Raw genomic sequence first — 16,364 nt, 5'->3', positions numbered from 1 at the left:
CACGTGACCTGCCGTCACCCACCCGGCATCCACGACGCCCGGTACGGGCGATCGAGTCTTCTAGACGGACGGCTCTAAACGGACGGAGCCGTCTGGGCGATCCGGCCGAGCAGTCCGTTGACGAACCCGGCGGAGTCATCCGTCGAGAGCACCTTGGCGGCCTCAACGGCTTCGTCGATCGCGACGGCGTGCGGCACGGCGTCGTTGTACAGGATCTCCCAAATGCCGATCCGCAGGATGGCCCGGTCGATCGTGGGCATCCGCGAGAGCGTCCAGCCCTGCGAATACGTCTCGATCAGTTCGTCGATCTCGTCGCGGTGGTCGACCACGCCGTCCACGATGTCCCGGGCGTACAGCCACGACGCCATGCGGGCGGGTTCACTCGCGGCGCGTTCGGCTTCCATCGCCAGCGACTGCTGAATTGTCGACTGGCGGATGTCCGCGGCGTACAGGATGTCGATCGCGCGCTTGCGCGCCTTGGTTCGGGCGCTCACTAGTTGACGCGGCCGAGGTAGTCACCGGTGCGGGTGTCGACCTTGACCTTGGTGCCCTGCTCGAGGAACAGCGGCACCTGGATCTGGTAACCGGTTTCGACTGTGGCGGGCTTGGTGCCGCCGGTGGAGCGGTCGCCCTGCAGGCCCGGCTCGGTGTAGGTGATCTCGAGGGTCACGGAGGCAGGCAGCTCGACGTAGAGCGGGTTGCCGTCGTGCAGTGCGACGGTCACGGCCTGGTTCTCCAGCATGAAGTTGGCGGCGTCGCCGACCACGGTGGAGGAGACGGTGAGCTGGTCGTAGTCCGCGACGTCCATGAAGACGTAGGAGTCGCCGTCCGCGTAGAGGTACTGGAAGTCGCGGCGGTCGACGTTCTCGGTCTCGATCTTCGCGCCGGCGTTGAAGGTGCGGTCGACCGTCTTGCCGGTGACCACGTTCTTCAGCTTGGTGCGCACGAAGGCGCCACCCTTGCCGGGCTTGACGTGCTGGAACTCGATGACGGCCCACAGCTGCTTGTCGATGTTGAGGACGACGCCATTTCGAATGTCGGCGGTAGATGCCATGAAGAGGTGTTCCGTTCGATTCAATTGGGAAGGTGCATGGCCAAAGGCCTCAGACGAGTGTAGCCGACACGCCGGGAATGGCCGACTCGAAACCGGCCGGCGGCTTCACCGCTCAGCCGAGTCGGACGATGTAGTCGACGGCCAGGCGGTAGGAATCGAAGCCGAAGCCGGCGATGACGCCGGTGGCCACGGCGCTGACCACGCTCGTGTGGCGGAAGGTTTCGCGGGCGTGCGGGTTGGAGATGTGCACCTCGACGAGCGGGATGCCGGCCTTGGTGACGAGGGCGGCGGCATCGCGCAGGGCGTAGCTGTAATGCGTGAACGCCGCCGGGTTGAGCACAACCGGCGTGCTCGTGTCCACGGCCTCATAGAGCCAGTGGATGAGTTCGGCCTCGTCGTCGGTCTGGCGCACGTCGACGGCGACGTCGTCCGGCACAGCCTCGGTCAGCAGGGTGCGCAGGTCGTCGAGGTTGGCGGAACCGTAGACATCGGGTTCGCGGCTGCCGAGGCGCCCGAGGTTCGGGCCGTTCAGGACGAGGATTGTGCGCATGCACCCAGCCTAGGCCCGGCCGGGCGGCTGCCCCGGCCGGGGCAGCCTGGCCGGTCAGTCCGCGAACGACTCCATCAGTTCCGAACGGATGATGAACCGCACCCCGCGCGGAGCCTCCGCCGAGAATCCGCCGCCGCGGCCCGGCACCGTGTCGATAAGCAGCGCGGTGTGACTCCAGTACTCGAATTGTTCGGCCGAGATCCAGAAGTCGATCAGCTGGGCGGGCTCCCCCGACGGCGCGATGTCGAGCCGGCCCAGCAGAACGTCCTGATCGGAGGTGATGAACTCCCCCGCCGGGAAGCACATGGGTGAACTCCCGTCGCAACAGCCGCCGGACTGGTGGAACATGAGCGGACCGTGTTCCTCCCAGAGGCTGCGCAGCAGGTCGACCGTGGCCTCGGTGAGGGCCACCCGTGACCGGGTCTCCCCGGGGATGGTGATGGTGGCTTGGACGGCGCTGGCGGGCGTGGTCGGCGCATCGGGTTCGGGCGTGATGAGCTCGGTCATCAGGGGTCCCTCCGGAGGTGGTGGGTGTTGCGGGTGGGTACTGCGGGGTGGGTACTGCGGGTGGTGGTGCCGACCGGGATGGCCTTCGGGTGGCCGTCCCGGCCGGCACCGGGGTACGGCTTAGAAGAAGCCCAGGGCGTCTTCGGAGTAGGACACGAGCAGGTTCTTCGTCTGCTGGTAGTGCCCCAGGGCGAGCTTGTTGTTCTCGCGGCCGATACCCGAGCTCTTGTACCCGCCGAAAGCCGCTCCAGCCGGGTAGTTGTGGTAATTGTTCACCCAGACCCGGCCGGCGTGCAGGTCGCGGCCGGCGCGGTAGGCGATGTTGCCGTTACGCGACCAGACGCCGGCGCCAAGACCGTACAAGGTGTCGTTGGCGATCGAGATGGCGTCATCGTAATCCTCGAAGCTCGTCACGGCCACGACCGGGCCGAAGATCTCCTCCTGGAAGATGCGCATCTTGTTCTGGCCCTCAAAGATCGTCGGCTGCACGTAGTACCCGCCGGCCAGGTCGCCGCCCAGGTCGAGCTGCTCGCCGCCGAGCAGCAGCTTGGCGCCCTCCTTCTTGCCGATGTCAATGTAGGAGAGGATCTTCTCGAGCTGGTCGTTGCTCGCCTGCGCCCCCACCTGCGTGTCGGTGTCCAGCGGGTTGCCCTGGATCGCGAGCTTGGTGCGCTCGATGGCGCCGCCGAGGAAGCTGTCGTAGATGGGCTTGTGCAGCAGGGCCCGGCTCGGGCAGGTGCACACCTCGCCCTGGTTGAAGGCGAACAGCACGAAGCCCTCCTGGGCCTTGTCGTAGTAGCTGTCGTCGTTCTGGGCCACGTCGTCGAAGAAGATGTTCGCGCTCTTGCCACCCAGCTCCACGGTGGAGGGGATGATGTTGGCGCTGGCGTACTGCAGGATCAGCCGGCCCGTGGTGGTTTCGCCGGTGAACGCGATCTTACGGATGCGGTTCGACGACGCGAGCGGCTTGCCGGCCTCGATACCGAAGCCGTTGACGATGTTGAGCACGCCGGGCGGCAGGATGTCGCCGATCAGCTCGATGAGCACCAGGATAGACGCGGGGGTCTGCTCAGCGGGCTTGAGCACGACAGCATTGCCGGCGGCGAGGGCAGGAGCCAGCTTCCACACGGCCATCAGGATCGGGAAGTTCCACGGGATGATCTGGCCGACCACGCCGAGCGGCTCGTGGAACTGATACGAGACGGTGTCGTTGTCGAGCTCGGCGTGGTCGCCGTCCTGTGCGCGGATGGCGGCGGCGAAGTAGCGGAAGTGGTCCGCAGCCAGTGGTAGGTCGGCGTTCAGCGGCTCCCGGATGGGCTTGCCGTTGTCCCAGCTCTCGGCCACGGCCAGCAGCTCGAGGTGCTTGTCGATGACATCGGCCATCTTGTTGAGTACTGCGGCCCGCTGCGTGGCAGTGGTCTTGCCCCAGGCCGGTGCGGCCTTGTGCGCCGCGTCGAGGGCCAGGTCGATGTCCTCGTGGGTGCTGCGGGCGACTTCGGTGAAAGGCTTGCCGTTGACCGGGGAGATGTCTTCGAAGTATTGGCCCCTGACCGGCGGCACCCATTCGCCTCCGATCCAGTTCTCGTAGCGGGACTTGAAGGTGACTTTGGCGCCCGGCGTACCGGGGGCGGCGTAAACGGTCATTTCGCTCCTTGTTCGACGACTCTGTCGATGGCTGTGCGCGTCTGCGCGGACCATGCCGTGAGCCTACGAACGTGAGGGTTGCAAAACGTTGCGGAAGTCACCCGGCCGGCACACCTCCGTCATCCGCAGGGAGGACGACACCCGACGGGCTCCGGTCTAGCCTCGGGAGAATGGCGACCAGTGCAGCATCCCTCACCCTCCCAGCGGACAGACGCCAGCCCGGTTGGTGGTACCGGGAGAGTCCGCGGTCGGCACTGTACGCCATCCTGGTCGCGGTGATCGGCGGTGCGCTGATCGGCGGTCTGACGAGTTTCGGCCAGGGGTACCTGCCGGTGTGGGTCAACTCCCTGAGCAACTCGGTGGGCGGCTGGACGATGTTCTGCTTCCTGATCGTCTGGTTGGGTCGCGCCCGCCCGGTCCTCGCCGCAGTGCTGGGTGTGATCGTGTTCCAGCTGCTCGTCGAGTCGTACAGCGTGGTGAGCGAGTGGCGGGGATTCGACGACGGGGATCCGTTCACCTCGGTGTGGACCCTGGCCGGTCTGGCCGCCGGCCCGCTCCTCGGCGCCACCGCCGGACTGGTTCGCCATGCTCCCCCGCTCTGGCGGGCCCTGGCGGTCATGCCGCTCTGCGCTGTTCTGCTGGGCGAGGGCCTCTGGGCGCTCACCGCCGTCGCCGACACCACGAGCCCGGTGTACTGGTGGCTGGAGATCGTCCTGGCAGTGGTCTTTCTCGCGGCGGCGATCCTGCGTTGCCGGCTCGAGCCGCGGATGCTCCCGTTGGTGGTGTGCGTGTGGCTGGTGGGCGCCCTGGCCTACATCGGCGTCCTCGTCGGCATCCTGAGCTGACGGCGTACCTCACCGCACGGAAGAGGTTCCGATGTCCTGCTCGATACGGGCGAGGCGGGCCAGCACCGCGGCACGCTGTGGGGACCTGGCCGGGAGGAGCTCCCGGCACGCGCGCCAGACCTCGCTGTCCCAGGCGGCCTCGTCGGTCGCGGCATAGTCGAGCAGGACTTCCACGGATGCGTCGCTGAGCAGGGTCTGCCTCAGCCTGCGAGTCACCTCGGTGCGGATCTCCACGACGCCGGGGGCTACAGAGCCCTGGAGCACCGGTCCTCGGTAGGCGGCGAGGGCCATCCGGTGTGCGCCGCGCCGCAGCAGCGCCAGAAGGCGCCCGGCATCCGTGTCGATGTCGGTCTCGAGCCGGTACGGGCGGGACCCGATGCGGAGCCGCGGATGGTCGACGGCCAGGACCCTCCGCAACCGCACCATCTCCGCGCGCAGGTTCTCCACCGCGTGCGGCTGGTCCTCGCTCAGAGCCGCTGCGAGACGCTCGGCGGACAGACCCTGCCGGTGCCAGCCGAGCAGCAGCAGGATTTCGGCATGGCGAGGGCTGAGCGGGGCGCTGCCGGAAGGGCCGCGCAAGCTGCCGTTCTCGGTGCCGAGCACGCTGAGCAGCATCGCCGGCGCGGTAAAACCGGACGGTCGCGGGGCCGACCGCCGCGGGGCGCTGAGGCTCTGGATGCGCAGCTCTGCTTCGAGCGCCGCCACCGCCGCTTCCACCAGGGGCAACGTCTGCGGAGCCACCGCCTGGTCTCCCCCGGTGATATCGATGACCCCGAGCACGGCCCCGGTGACCGGGTCGTGAATGGGAACGGCCGTGCAACTGAACTGGTGGGCGAGCTGGCTGAAATGCTCGGCCCGTTGGATCTGGATGCCGTGGTCGAGCTCCAACGCCGTGCCAGGGGCGCTCGTGCCCACCCGGGCCTCCGACCAGTCGGCGCCCACCACGAAGCGCATCTCCTCGGCGCTCGTGCGCACGGCGCTGTCGCCGTCGATCCAGAGCAGCCGGCCCGCCTCATCCGCCACGGCCACGATCAAGCCGAACTCGGTGGCGTGTCGTACGAGCAGGGTGTTGATCACCGGCAGCACGCCGGCGAGAGGATTGCGGGCCCGCAACCGGGCCAGTTCGTCGCTGCTCAGCGTCGGATCGGCCTGGGCTGTGAGTGGGTCCAGCCTGAGCGAGATCGAGCGCTGCCAGGACTCCCGCACCAGGGCGCGCATTCCCCCCTGCATGGCGTGGGCACCGAGGTCGCTTCGATCACCGATGACGGTCTCGTGCAGGCGTTCCTGGGCGGCGAACGCACTCAGAGTCGACGCGCGCACCGACGAATCGGCAGGCGTGATGGTCCACGGGCTGCTCACAACACCTCCGATCAACGCTGGTCGTAGGCGACCTGCGCCAGCGGCCGGTCGGGTGCTTCATTCTAGGCACAGTCTGCGAGAAAGCGTGGACCTCTGCACGCGGGCTTCTGCTCGACATTCAGCGGCTGTGCAGTGAGATCTGCTGGTCGGTGTTCGACCGGCTTAGGACCCGATCTCCTGGTACGCGGCGAACAGGAGCGACGCATCCGGGCCTTCGAGCACCGTGGGCTTGCCGATGTCGTCGAGCACGATGAAACGCAGCATACCGCTGCGGGTCTTCTTGTCGCGCTGCATTGTGGCCAACAACGTGGGCCAGCGGCCCACCGGGTAGCTGATGGGCAGGGTGAGCGATTCCAGGATGCGCCGGTGCCGGTCGACGGCGTCGTCCGAGAGCCGTCCGCTGAGACGGGCGAGTTCGGCGGCGAACATCATGCCGACGGCCACCGCGGCCCCGTGGCGCCAGCCGTAGCGTTCGGCGTGCTCGACGGCGTGGCCCAGCGTGTGTCCGTAGTTGAGGATTTCCCGCAGGCCCGCCTCCTTGAAGTCCGCGCCCACCACGCGGGCCTTCATGGCGATCGCCAGCTCGAGCACCCGGCGGAACTGCGGGGTCGTGGGGTCGGTCACCGCGGCGACGTCGGCTTCGACGATGTCGAGGATCTCTGGGACCTGGATGAAGCCCGCCTTCACGATCTCGGCGAAGCCCGCCAGGATCTCGTTGCGGGGCAGGTCGGCCAGGATGTCCAGGTCACAGACCACGGCCGCCGGCGCGTAGAAGGTGCCGACAAGGTTCTTGCCCTCTGCGGTGTTGATACCGTTCTTGCCGCCGACGGCCGCGTCGACCATCCCGAGCACGCTGGTGGGGATCTGCACGAGCTTCACACCGCGCAGCCAGGTGGCGGCCACGAACCCGGCCAGGTCGGTCACTGCGCCGCCGCCGAAGCCGATCACGGCATCCGTGCGGGTGAAGTCCGCCTGTCCCATCACCTGCCAGCAGAACGCGGCCACTTCCACGCGCTTGGCGGGCTCGGCGTCGGGCACCTCGGCGATGAGGACCTCGTAGCGGTCGAGCAGGCTCTCCCGCAGCGCCACCGCGCGGGCGCCCAGGTGCGAGGTGTGCACGATGAGCACCTTCTTGACCGTGTCGCCCAGCTGCTCGGCGACGTCAGCCACGATGCCGCGGCCGATGTGGACGGGGTAGCTGTCCACCCCGCTCACGGTGATGGTCGTGGTCGCCTCGGTGTCGGTGTCGGTGCCGGTTTCGGCGGAGGGGTCTCCGGGATGCAGGTCAGTCATGGTGTCGTCGTACCCATTTCACGATGTCGTCGGCGATGGCGTCGACCGGTCTGGTCGACGTGTCGAAGTGGATGCTGGCCAGCGCGTCGTAGAGCGGGCGCCGCTCGTCGTAGATGCGTTGCCACGCGTCGGGACCGGCCGCCAGCAGCGGTCGCTTGGCGTTCCTGGTGCGGGAGCGCACGGCCTCGGCCGTCGTGCTCAGCGACACCACGGTGGTGCCGCGGAGGCGCTCCCGGGTGGCGGGCTCCAGCACGGCTCCCCCGCCCAGCGACACGACGGCGCGTCCGCGCCCGAGGGCGTCGGCCACCGCGTCGCGCTCCAGCACCCGGAAGTGCGCCTCGCCGTGCTGGGCGAAGATCTCGGTGATCGGCCCGTGCGCAGCCACGATGGTCTTGTCGGTGTCGATGAACGGCACCCGGAGCAGGCGAGCGACCCGGCGGCCGATCTTGGACTTGCCCGACGCCATCGGTCCGATGAAGACGAGCGGGAAAAGGGGCACATCCGACTCCCGCTCCGGCTCGTGCTCCGGAGAAGCGGAGAACCGCTCGGGGAGCCCGGCGCTGTCCTCGGAAGATCCACCGGCAAGCTCCTGGGCCTGGTCAGCGTGATGCACCTCTGCCGGTTCTCTCCGAACCGCTGCCGGCCACCCCTCCGGTGGCCGGGAGGCCTCCGGGCTCAGGAACAGCACGCTAGACGGTCGCGTCGCTGGACGCCCCGGTGCGCAGATTGGCCGGGATGCTGGCCAGGTAGGAATCCAGGTTGCGCTTGGTCTCGGTGAGCGAGTCGCCGCCGAACTTCTCCAGCACCGAATTAGCCAGCACCAGCGCGACCATGGCCTCGGCGACGACCCCGGCGGCCGGAACGGCGCAGACATCGGACCGCTGGTGGTGGGCGGGGGCGGCCTCGCTGGTCGTGACGTCCACCGTGCGCAGGGCCCGGGGAATCGTGGCGATGGGCTTCATCCCGGCCCGTACGCGCAGGACGGTTCCGGTGCTCATGCCGCCCTCGGTGCCGCCGGCCTTGTCGCTGGCGCGCACGATCTCGTCGTCGACCTGCACGAGCTCATCGTGGGCTTCGGAGCCGCGACGGGTGGTGGTGAGGAAGCCGTCGCCGACCTCCACGCCCTTGATCGCCTGGATGCCCATCAGCGCCGCGGCGAGCTGGGAATCAAGCCGGCGGTCCCAGTGCACGAAGGAACCGAGCCCGGGCGGGAGGTTGTACGCGAGCACCTCGACGATGCCGCCGAGGGTATCGCCGTCCTTGTGCGCGGCATCCACCTCGGCCACCATCAGTGCGCTGGTGGCGGGGTCGAAGCAGCGCAGCGGGTCGGCGTCGAGGGTGTCGACATCACTCGGATGCGGCAGCGGAGAGCCCTCTGGCACACGCACGGGCCCGATCGACAGGGTGTGGCTGACCAGCTCGATGCCGAGGCCGGCCAGGAAGGCACGTGCAACGGCGCCGAGCGCGACGCGGGCGGCGGTCTCGCGGGCGCTTGCGCGCTCCAGCACCGGCCGGGCCTCGTCGAAGTCGTACTTCTGCATGCCCACGAGGTCTGCGTGGCCGGGGCGTGGGCGCACCAGGGGTGCACCGCGTCCGCGGGTGAGCAGGGCGGGGTCCACGGGCTCCGGGCTCATCACGTCGGCCCACTTGGGCCATTCGGTGTTGCCGATCCGCAGGGCCACAGGGCCGCCGAGGGTGAGTCCGTGGCGCACGCCGCCGGAAATGTTCAGTTCGTCCTGCTCGAACTTCATGCGGGCGCCCCGGCCGTAGCCGAGTTTGCGGCGCGCAAGGTCGAGGCGGATCGCATCTAGTGTGACCGGGATCCCAGCGGGCAAACCCTCGACAATGGCGAGGAGTTCGGGGCCGTGGGACTCTCCGGCGGTGAGCCAACGAAGCATGGGTACTATCCTTCCACAGCCGGGCCGGGCGGGCGCGCTGGCAGGGCCGCGCGCATCGCGTTCAGCACGGTTGCCTCCTCGGGAAGCGGCTGGAACGGGTCATCGCCCACGAAGATGCGCACCTGGATCAGGGCCTGGTGCAGCAACATGCTCAGTCCGGAATGCGCCGTGCCGCCGGCCGCCGCCCAGGAGGCGGCCAGGGCGCTCGGCCAGGGGGCGTAGCCCACGTCGAACAACGGGATGCTCGCCCGGAGACGCGCGGGGAATTCGGTGGGCAGGGCCGTACCGCCGGGCAGGGTGCTGATCACGAGGTCGCTCTCCCGGTCTGCGGCATCGATGGTGTCGAGACCGGTAACCGTCACAACGAGTCCGAGTCCACGGCCCAGGGTCTCCAGGGTTTCGGCCTTGCCCGGGGAGCGGGCGATCACGTCCACGAACTCGGCGCCGAGCTCGGCTGCGGCCACCAGGGCGGATGCCGCGGTGGCGCCGGCTCCGAGCAGGGTGACCCGGCTCGCGCGGTCGACGCCGGCCTCGGCCAGGGCGCGCACCAGACCTGGAACATCCGTGTTGTACCCGGACAGGGTGTGGCCCTGCCCGGGCGTGTCGCTGAGACGAACGGTGTTGACCGCTCCGGTCAACGCGGCGACCCGGTCGAGGTCGGTGAGGCGGTGCTGGATCTCGTGCTTGAGCGGCATGGTGAGGGACAGGCCCAGCCAGTCGGGGCCGAGGCCGTCCAGGAACGTGTCGAGCTCGCCCGCACCCACGCCGACCGCGGAGTACTCCCAGTCCAGCCCGAGCGCCCGGTAGGCGGCCCGGTGCAGCGCGGGCGAGAGAGAATGCCCGATCGGCGAGCCGAGCACGGCCAGGCGCCGCCGGCCGCTCGGGCTCGGCAGATCAGGGTCGGTTCCGGTGTGATCAGCCATACTCGGGGTGCTCATCCATCCAGGCCAGCCACTTGGCGACGCCGGCGTCGTGCTCTTCCACCGTGGTCGAGAAGATGGTCTCGCCGGTGTCCAGGTTCCACGTCACGAAGAATAGCCAGGTTCCGTCGGCGGGGTGCAAGGCTGCGTCGATGGCGAGGTCGCCGGGGTTGCTGATCGGCCCGACCGGCGGACCAGGGTGCACGTAGGTGTTGTAGGCGTTGTTCGCGTCGGCGCGTTCGGCATCCGTCGTGGTGACCAGGTGGGTATTGCCCGTGCCGTAGGCGACCGTGGCGTCGGACTGCAGCAGCCCGCTCTCCCACTGGGCCTTGTCGAGCCGGTTGTAGAACACCCGCGCCACCTTGTAATAGTCGTCCTTCAGTCCTGCCTCGCGCTGGATCAGCGACGCCATCACGATGGTCTTCCACCGGTCCTCCGAAGCGACGCCCGCTTCGTCAAGGGCCTGGAACTGGCGGTCGACCAGGGTCTTGATCGCATCGTGAGCCGTCGTGGCCGGCTGGAACGTGTATGTCGCGGGGAACAGGAACCCTTCGAGGCTGGTGGCCTCGGCCGGGAGCCCGAAGCCGGACACGTCGGCCGCAGCCGCCTGCAGATCGGCCAGAGGGATGTCGGTGCCCTCGGAGATCGAGGTGAGCACGTCCACCGCCGCTGTGCCTTCGGGGATCACCACGGTGAGCTCCTGCCGGGTGGCCGGGTCCTGCAGGGCCGTGAGTGCGGCCTGGGCGCTCATCTGCGAGGCCAGTAGGTAGGCGCCGGGCTGGAAGACCGGGTCGGTCGCCTGGGCGAGGAGGAGGTCGTAGAAGGCGTCGTAGCTCTTGATGACGTCCTGGTCGACCAGGGTGTTGGCGATATCGGAGCCGGTCTCGCCGTCGTGGATCATGACGAGCACCTCACCTGAGCCTGAGCCCTCGTAGTCCTCCGGGCCCTGCGTCGCCGCGATCAGCTGGCTGATGGGTCCCTGCAGTGCGAACGCGGCGGCGCCCATCAACGCGAGAAGGACGACGAGGACGATCAGACAGCCCCAGGCTCCCCTGCGCCGGGGCTTCTTCTCGGCGGGCAGGCCGGAGAGCTGGGCCCGGCGGTTGGCCCGTGAGGCCGAGCCTCCGGAGCGGGCGGATGACCCGGACTCGTCGGAAAAGGCTGCCGCCGGTCGATCGCCGGCGTCGGCGGATGCGTCCGGCGCGCTGCTCGGGACCGCGAATCCGAGACCCGCGAACGGGTTGTTCTCCGCTGCCCACGCCGCGGACGAGCTGTCGGCGGGTAGCGGAGCCGACGTGGACGTGTCTGGGCCGGTCTCGTCTGGGCCGGTCTCGTCTGGGCCGGTCTCGTGTGGACCGGTCTCCTCTGCACCTGCGGCGTCCGATTCGTGCTGCTGCCGAGCCGCAGCATCCGCCGCACGGTCCGCCGCACCGGCATCGCTGCCGGCAACGCTGCCCGCGTCGGTGCCGGGCTGGGCCTCCCGCGCCGCCTGCGCTTCCCGGGCCGCCTGGGCCTCACGCAGCGCTCGGCGGCTGGTCGGCGGGCGCTCGCCCTGGGCGCCCGACGGGTTGGTGTCGGGTGTTTCCGGCGGACTAACTGCCACGATTACGGCCTTCCGGTGGTGTCGACAGGCGCGCCGGCCGGTTTGCCCGAGGCCCGTTCCGTATCAAGAGCGTGCTGCAAGATGATAGTCGCGGCGACCTGGTCGACCACTGGACGTTGGGTGCGGGTGCTGCGTCCGCTTGTACGCAGCGCGGCCTGAGCGGACACCGTGGACAGGCGCTCGTCGACGAGACGCACGGGTACCGTCAGAGCACCGGCCAATGCCGCGGCGAAGGCGACGGCGTCCTCCGTGGAGGCGGTGTGACGCCCGGACAGCGCGAGCGGCAGCCCCACGATCACTTCGACGGCGTCGAGCTCGGTCACGATAGCGGTGAGCCGTGCGAGGTCGTCGGGCGCTGCAGTGCCGCGTTGCCGCGGCACTGTCTCGACGGGGGTGGCGAGCATGCCATGGAAATCGCTGCGGGCAACGCCGATTCGCACGGTTCCGACATCGACTCCCACCCGCACACCGGTTCGCATGGGTTAGCGGGCCACCAGCGTGCGAAGCGTGCTGAGCGCCTCGGGGATAGCGGCCACGTTCGTTCCGCCGCCCTGCGCCAGGTCGTCCTTGCCGCCGCCGCCGCCGCCGAGGATGCCGGCCAGCTGCTTGGCCAGGGCGCCGGCCTTCGCACCGGCGTCACGGGCCGCGGCGTTGGTCGCCACGATCACGACGGGCTTGTCGGCCACCGTGGCGGCCAGGGCCACGACAGCCGGCGCGGAGCCGAGGCGTTCCCGGGTGCCGGTGACGAGCATCCGCACGTCGTCGGCCGAGTTGAGCACGCCCAGATCCTCGGCCACCACAGCGAGGTCGCCGATCCGGGTCGCCGCGGACACGAGGGCGGGGACCCGGTCGCTGAGCGCCTTGGCCTCGAATCCGGCGATCTTCTTCTCCGCCGCCTTGAGGCTCTGCATGAGGTCCATGATCTTCGCCGGCAGCTGCTCGCGCGGAGTCTTGAGGTTGCTGGTGAGCGTCGACACGATGGCGCGCTCCGCGGCCAGGTCGCGGAACGCCTCGAGCCCGACGAGGGACTCGACCCGTCGGTTGGTCGAACCGACGGACGCCTCGCTGACCAGGTTGATCATCCCGATCTCGGAGCTGGTGGACACGTGAGTGCCGGCGCAGAGCTCGCGCGACCAGGGGCCGCCGATGTCGACGACACGTACCCGGTCGCCGTACTTCTCGCCGAACAATGCCATCGCCCCGAGGGCCTTGGCCTCGGCCAGTGGCAGCTCGCGGGTGGTGACCTGCAGGTTGTCGCGGATCGCGTTGTTGGAGATCTCCTCGATCTCACTGCGCGTGGCCGGGGAGAGCGCCTGGTTCCAGGAGAAGTCGAGGCGGAAGAAGCCGGCCTTGTTGTAGGAACCGGACTGGTGAGCGTTCGGGCCGAGCACCTGGCGGAGGGCCGCGTGCAGGATGTGCGTGCCCGAGTGCGCCTGCCGGGCGCCGCGGCGCCAATCCGGGTCGACGACGCTCGTGGCGGAGTCTCCCACGCCGACCTCGCCACTGGTGACCTGCACCTTGTGGCTGATCAGTCCCTTGACGGGCTTCTGCACGTCGAGCACCTCGAGCTCGTAGCCCGGGCCCACGATGAGGCCGGCGTCGGCTTCCTGGCCGCCCGATTCGGCGTACAGCGCGGTCTCGGCGAGGATGACCTCGGCGATGTCACCGGCGACGGCCCGGTTCACGGAGGCGCCGTCGACGATCAGGCCCAGGATGCTGGACTCGGTCTGCAGCATGTCGTAGCCGGTGAAGACGGTCTCGCCGTGCGCCCGGAAGGCGCTGTAGACCGACAGGTCGGCCAGGTGGGTCTTCTTGGCCTTGGCGTCCGCCTTGGCCATGGCGCGCTGCTTGGCCATGAGGGTGTCGAACGCTTCGCGGTTGACGCTGAGGCCGGCCTCCTCGGCCATTTCGAGGGTGATCTCGATGGGGAAACCGTAGGTGTCGTGCAGCAGGAACGCGGTGTCGCCGGGCAGCTCTGCCTTCTGGGCGCTCTTGGTCTTCGCCACGGCGAGGTCGAGCACGCTCGAGCCGCTGGCGAGGGTGCGCAGGAAGGTCTCTTCCTCGGCGTACGCGGCCTGGCTGATCCGGTCGAAGTCGGTGGCGACCTCGGGGTAGGCGGCGCTCATGGCGTCGCGGGAGGCGGGGAACAGCTCGGTGAACGACGCGGTATCCACGCCGAGCAGGCGCATGGCGCGCACACTCCGGCGCATCAGGCGGCGCAGGATGTAGCCTCGGCCTTCGTTGGACGGCATCACCCCGTCGCTCATCAGCATGAGGGAGGAGCGCACGTGGTCGGCGACGATGCGCATCCGCACGTCGTCGTCGTGCACGGCGCCGTAACGGCGGCCGGAGAGCGCGGCTGCACGGTCGAGGACCGGGCGCACCTGGTCGATCTCGTACATGTTCTCGACGCCCTGCTTGAGGAACGCGACGCGCTCCAGGCCCATGCCGGTGTCGATGTTCTTCTTGGGCAGGTCGCCGAGGATCTGGAAGTCGTTCTTGCCGGTGCCCTCGCCGCGGAGGTACTGCATGAAGACCAGGTTCCAGATCTCCACGTAGCGGTCGTCGTCGGTGGCTGGGCCACCGTCGATGCCGTAGGCGGGACCGCGGTCGAAGAAGATCTCGCTGCAGGGCCCGGCCGGGCCGGGCTGGCCGGTGGACCAGTAGTTGGTGTCCATACCGAGGCGCTGAATGCGGTGCTCGGGGAGTCCCAGCGCGCGCCAGTAGCCGAAGGCCTCGTCGTCGTTCTCGTAGACCGTCACCCAGAGGTCCTTGTCGGCGAAACCGTAGCCGCCGTCGGCCTCGCTGGAGGTGAGCAGCTCCCAGGCGTAGCTGATCGCCTGTTCCTTGAAGTAGTCGCCGAAGGAGAAGTTGCCGTTCATCTGGAAGAAGGTGCCGTGCCGCGGCGTCTTACCGACTTCCTCGATGTCGTTGGTGCGGATGCACTTCTGCACGCTCGTGGCACGAGGGTACGGTGCGGGCACCAGTCCGGTGAGGTACGGCACGAACGGCACCATGCCGGCGACGGTGAAGAGGAGGGTGGGGTCATCGCTCACGAGCGACGCCGACGGGACAACGGTGTGTCCACGGTCGGCGAAGAAGTCGAGCCAGCGCCCGCGGATGTCGGCAGTCTGCATGGGGTCCGTACTATTGCTGGGGATCGGAGGGGTCCGATCGGGGATGCGGTGGGAGGGAGAAGTGGGGGGAGGTGGCGCGGTGGAACGTGACGCTGTCGCCAGAGAGCGATGGAGCGAGGCTCAGGGCTTGGAGAGCTCTTCGATGGTGTCTTCAGCGTCGCCGAGGGCGGCGTGGAGCTCGGCTTCGCGCTTGCGGTAGCCCTCCGAGATGGCCTCGCCGAACTCGCGGGTCTTGGCGTCCAGATCGGTGAAGAAACGCTTGCCCTGCTGGGTCTTGTTGACCTCGTGGGCGACGACGAAGCCGACGCCGACGCCGACGACCAACCAGATGAAGTTCTTCATGGCATGTGCTCCCTGAATTCGGTGAAGCTGGTGTGTGTTGAGAAACTGTGTGCGCGTGGAAACCGGTGCGCGAGAAGCGGACAGTCTGGTTCCCAGCGTAGTGGACTACTTCCGGGTGCGCCGGGGACGCGCGGCGCGGAAGGCCGCTGTCACACCCGCGGAGAAACCGGCGATCTTGATCAGCGGACCGCCCACGGTGGCGGCCACGAGGGCGACGAGTGCGGACACATTGCCCGTCACCTCGGCCACATTGGTCGTGATGGTGTCTATCGTGGCCAGCTGGTGGTTGGTCTGGGCGATCGTGCTCGTGGTCTCCTCGAGCAGCGGAGTGACGTTCTCGCTGAGATCGCGGATGGCGTGGGTGGTCTCGTCGAAGACCTTCCCCAGCTTGATCAGCGGGATGGCGAGGAACGCCACCAGGACGGCGAACACGCCCGCGGCAATCAGCCCGGCAATATCTCCACCAGTCATTCGACACTTCCATTCGGGTCTCGGGTACGAGAAAAGGGCGGATCACCTAGGTGATCCGCCCTCCAGCGTAGTTCAGTTCCGCACGAGAGAGTCGCGCGTGAGATGACTAGCGTGCTGCGTAGTACTCCACGACGAGCTGGACTTCACAGGTCACGGGAATCTCGATGCGCTTCGGGGCGCGCACGAGGCGGGCCTGGAGCTTGTCGAGTTCGACCTCGAGGTACGGCGGGAGCTTGGGCAGCAGGTCGACGTGACCGCCGGCCGCGGCAACCTGGAAAGGCTCGGTGCCCTCGCTGCGTGCCTTGACGTGGATGAGCTGACCCGGCTTCACGCGGAAGGACGGACGGTCGACCAGCTGGCCGTCGACCAGGATGTGACGGTGCACAACCATCTGACGGGCCTGGGCGGTGGTGCGGGCGATCGCCGAACGCACGAGGAGGGCGTCGAGACGGGTCTCGAGGATCTCGACCAGGTTCTCACCGGTCAGGCCCTGGCGGCGACGCGCTTCTTCGAAGGCGATCTTGAGCTGGGCTTCGCGGATGCCGTACTGGGCGCGTAAGCGCTGCTTTTCGCGGAGGCGCACGGCGTAGTCCGAGTCGGTCTTGCGCTTGGTGCGGCCGTGCTCGCCCGGAGCGTAGGGACGCTTCTCGAGGTACTTGGCGGCCTTCGGGGTCAGGGCGATGCCCAGGGCCCGCGAGAGGCGGGTCTTACTGCGGGTACGTGACTTGGTAGACACAGTGT

At 68.6% G+C, this 16,364-nt stretch carries 17 protein-coding genes; 1 reads left to right on the top strand and 16 read right to left on the bottom strand.

Annotation, left to right across the window (positions count from 1 at the left end):
• Positions 1-74 precede the first annotated feature (74 nt).
• The 5 genes from nusB to exaC form a co-directional block, all read right to left on the bottom strand.
• Positions 75-494: a transcription antitermination factor NusB gene (nusB, locus tag DOE79_RS00920; RefSeq protein WP_066595658.1), complete on the bottom strand. Its 420-nt coding sequence runs from the start codon at positions 492-494 to the stop codon at positions 75-77.
• The gene (gene efp, locus DOE79_RS00915) at positions 494-1,054 is read right to left on the bottom strand and encodes an elongation factor P (protein ID WP_066595661.1); all 561 of its coding nucleotides are present in this window, start codon (positions 1,052-1,054) and stop codon (positions 494-496) included. The genes nusB and efp overlap by 1 nt, the downstream gene beginning before the upstream one ends.
• Positions 1,055-1,166: 112 nt before the next feature.
• Positions 1,167-1,604 (bottom strand): type II 3-dehydroquinate dehydratase, encoded by a 438-nt coding sequence (gene aroQ / locus DOE79_RS00910; RefSeq protein ID WP_120336896.1) that lies wholly within the window; start codon positions 1,602-1,604, stop codon positions 1,167-1,169.
• 54 nt (positions 1,605-1,658) lie between these two features.
• Positions 1,659-2,111, bottom strand: coding sequence for a DUF779 domain-containing protein (locus tag DOE79_RS00905; RefSeq protein WP_120336895.1), 453 nt, complete (start codon positions 2,109-2,111; stop codon positions 1,659-1,661).
• 120 nt (positions 2,112-2,231) lie between these two features.
• The gene (exaC, locus tag DOE79_RS00900; protein WP_120336894.1) at positions 2,232-3,755 is read right to left on the bottom strand and encodes an acetaldehyde dehydrogenase ExaC; all 1,524 of its coding nucleotides are present in this window, start codon (positions 3,753-3,755) and stop codon (positions 2,232-2,234) included.
• Positions 3,756-3,925: 170 nt separating this feature from the next.
• Here exaC and DOE79_RS00895 point away from each other — a divergent pair, with 170 nt between their 5' ends.
• Positions 3,926-4,600 (top strand): DUF6518 family protein, encoded by a 675-nt coding sequence (locus DOE79_RS00895; RefSeq protein WP_120336893.1) that lies wholly within the window; start codon positions 3,926-3,928, stop codon positions 4,598-4,600.
• Between the two features lie 9 nt (positions 4,601-4,609).
• Here DOE79_RS00895 and DOE79_RS00890 read toward each other — a convergent pair whose 3' ends face one another.
• From DOE79_RS00890 to rpsD, 11 genes are all read right to left on the bottom strand, one after another.
• A complete protein-coding gene (locus DOE79_RS00890) occupies positions 4,610-5,959 on the bottom strand; it encodes a GAF domain-containing protein (RefSeq protein WP_245977056.1) in 1,350 nt (449 codons plus the stop codon).
• 162 nt (positions 5,960-6,121) lie between these two features.
• Positions 6,122-7,252: a 3-dehydroquinate synthase gene (aroB, locus tag DOE79_RS00885; protein ID WP_120336892.1), complete on the bottom strand. Its 1,131-nt coding sequence runs from the start codon at positions 7,250-7,252 to the stop codon at positions 6,122-6,124.
• Positions 7,245-7,865 (bottom strand): shikimate kinase, encoded by a 621-nt coding sequence (locus tag DOE79_RS00880; RefSeq protein WP_245977055.1) that lies wholly within the window; start codon positions 7,863-7,865, stop codon positions 7,245-7,247. Before DOE79_RS00880 ends, aroB begins: the two co-directional genes overlap by 8 nt.
• Before the next feature lie 76 nt (positions 7,866-7,941).
• Positions 7,942-9,150 carry a chorismate synthase gene (gene aroC / locus DOE79_RS00875; protein WP_120336891.1) on the bottom strand — a complete coding sequence of 403 codons (1,209 nt, stop codon included), beginning with the start codon at positions 9,148-9,150 and terminating at the stop codon, positions 7,942-7,944.
• Between the two features lie 5 nt (positions 9,151-9,155).
• On the bottom strand, positions 9,156-10,073 hold the full coding sequence (locus DOE79_RS00870; RefSeq protein WP_120336890.1) for a shikimate dehydrogenase family protein: 918 nt from the start codon (positions 10,071-10,073) through the stop codon (positions 9,156-9,158).
• Complete coding sequence (mltG, locus tag DOE79_RS00865) at positions 10,066-11,673, bottom strand: endolytic transglycosylase MltG (protein WP_245977054.1); 1,608 nt, start codon at positions 11,671-11,673, stop codon at positions 10,066-10,068. The genes DOE79_RS00870 and mltG overlap by 8 nt, the downstream gene beginning before the upstream one ends.
• A gap of 2 nt (positions 11,674-11,675) precedes the next feature.
• Positions 11,676-12,152, bottom strand: a complete 477-nt coding sequence (ruvX, locus tag DOE79_RS00860; protein ID WP_181445841.1) for a Holliday junction resolvase RuvX — start codon at positions 12,150-12,152, stop codon at positions 11,676-11,678.
• Positions 12,153-12,155: 3 nt separating this feature from the next.
• A complete protein-coding gene (alaS, locus tag DOE79_RS00855) occupies positions 12,156-14,810 on the bottom strand; it encodes an alanine--tRNA ligase (protein WP_120336889.1) in 2,655 nt (884 codons plus the stop codon).
• A gap of 120 nt (positions 14,811-14,930) precedes the next feature.
• Positions 14,931-15,152: a hypothetical protein gene (locus tag DOE79_RS00850; RefSeq protein ID WP_066595691.1), complete on the bottom strand. Its 222-nt coding sequence runs from the start codon at positions 15,150-15,152 to the stop codon at positions 14,931-14,933.
• A gap of 105 nt (positions 15,153-15,257) precedes the next feature.
• On the bottom strand, positions 15,258-15,623 hold the full coding sequence (locus tag DOE79_RS00845) for a DUF948 domain-containing protein (protein ID WP_120336888.1): 366 nt from the start codon (positions 15,621-15,623) through the stop codon (positions 15,258-15,260).
• Between the two features lie 106 nt (positions 15,624-15,729).
• On the bottom strand, positions 15,730-16,359 hold the full coding sequence (rpsD, locus tag DOE79_RS00840; protein WP_066595696.1) for a 30S ribosomal protein S4: 630 nt from the start codon (positions 16,357-16,359) through the stop codon (positions 15,730-15,732).
• Between the last annotated feature and the right edge of the window lie 5 nt (positions 16,360-16,364).

It is taken from the genome of Cryobacterium soli (assembly GCF_003611035.1).
In the GTDB taxonomy this organism is placed as follows: Bacteria; Actinomycetota; Actinomycetes; order Actinomycetales; family Microbacteriaceae; genus Cryobacterium; species Cryobacterium soli.
This window is presented reverse-complemented; position numbering and strand designations above follow the sequence as displayed.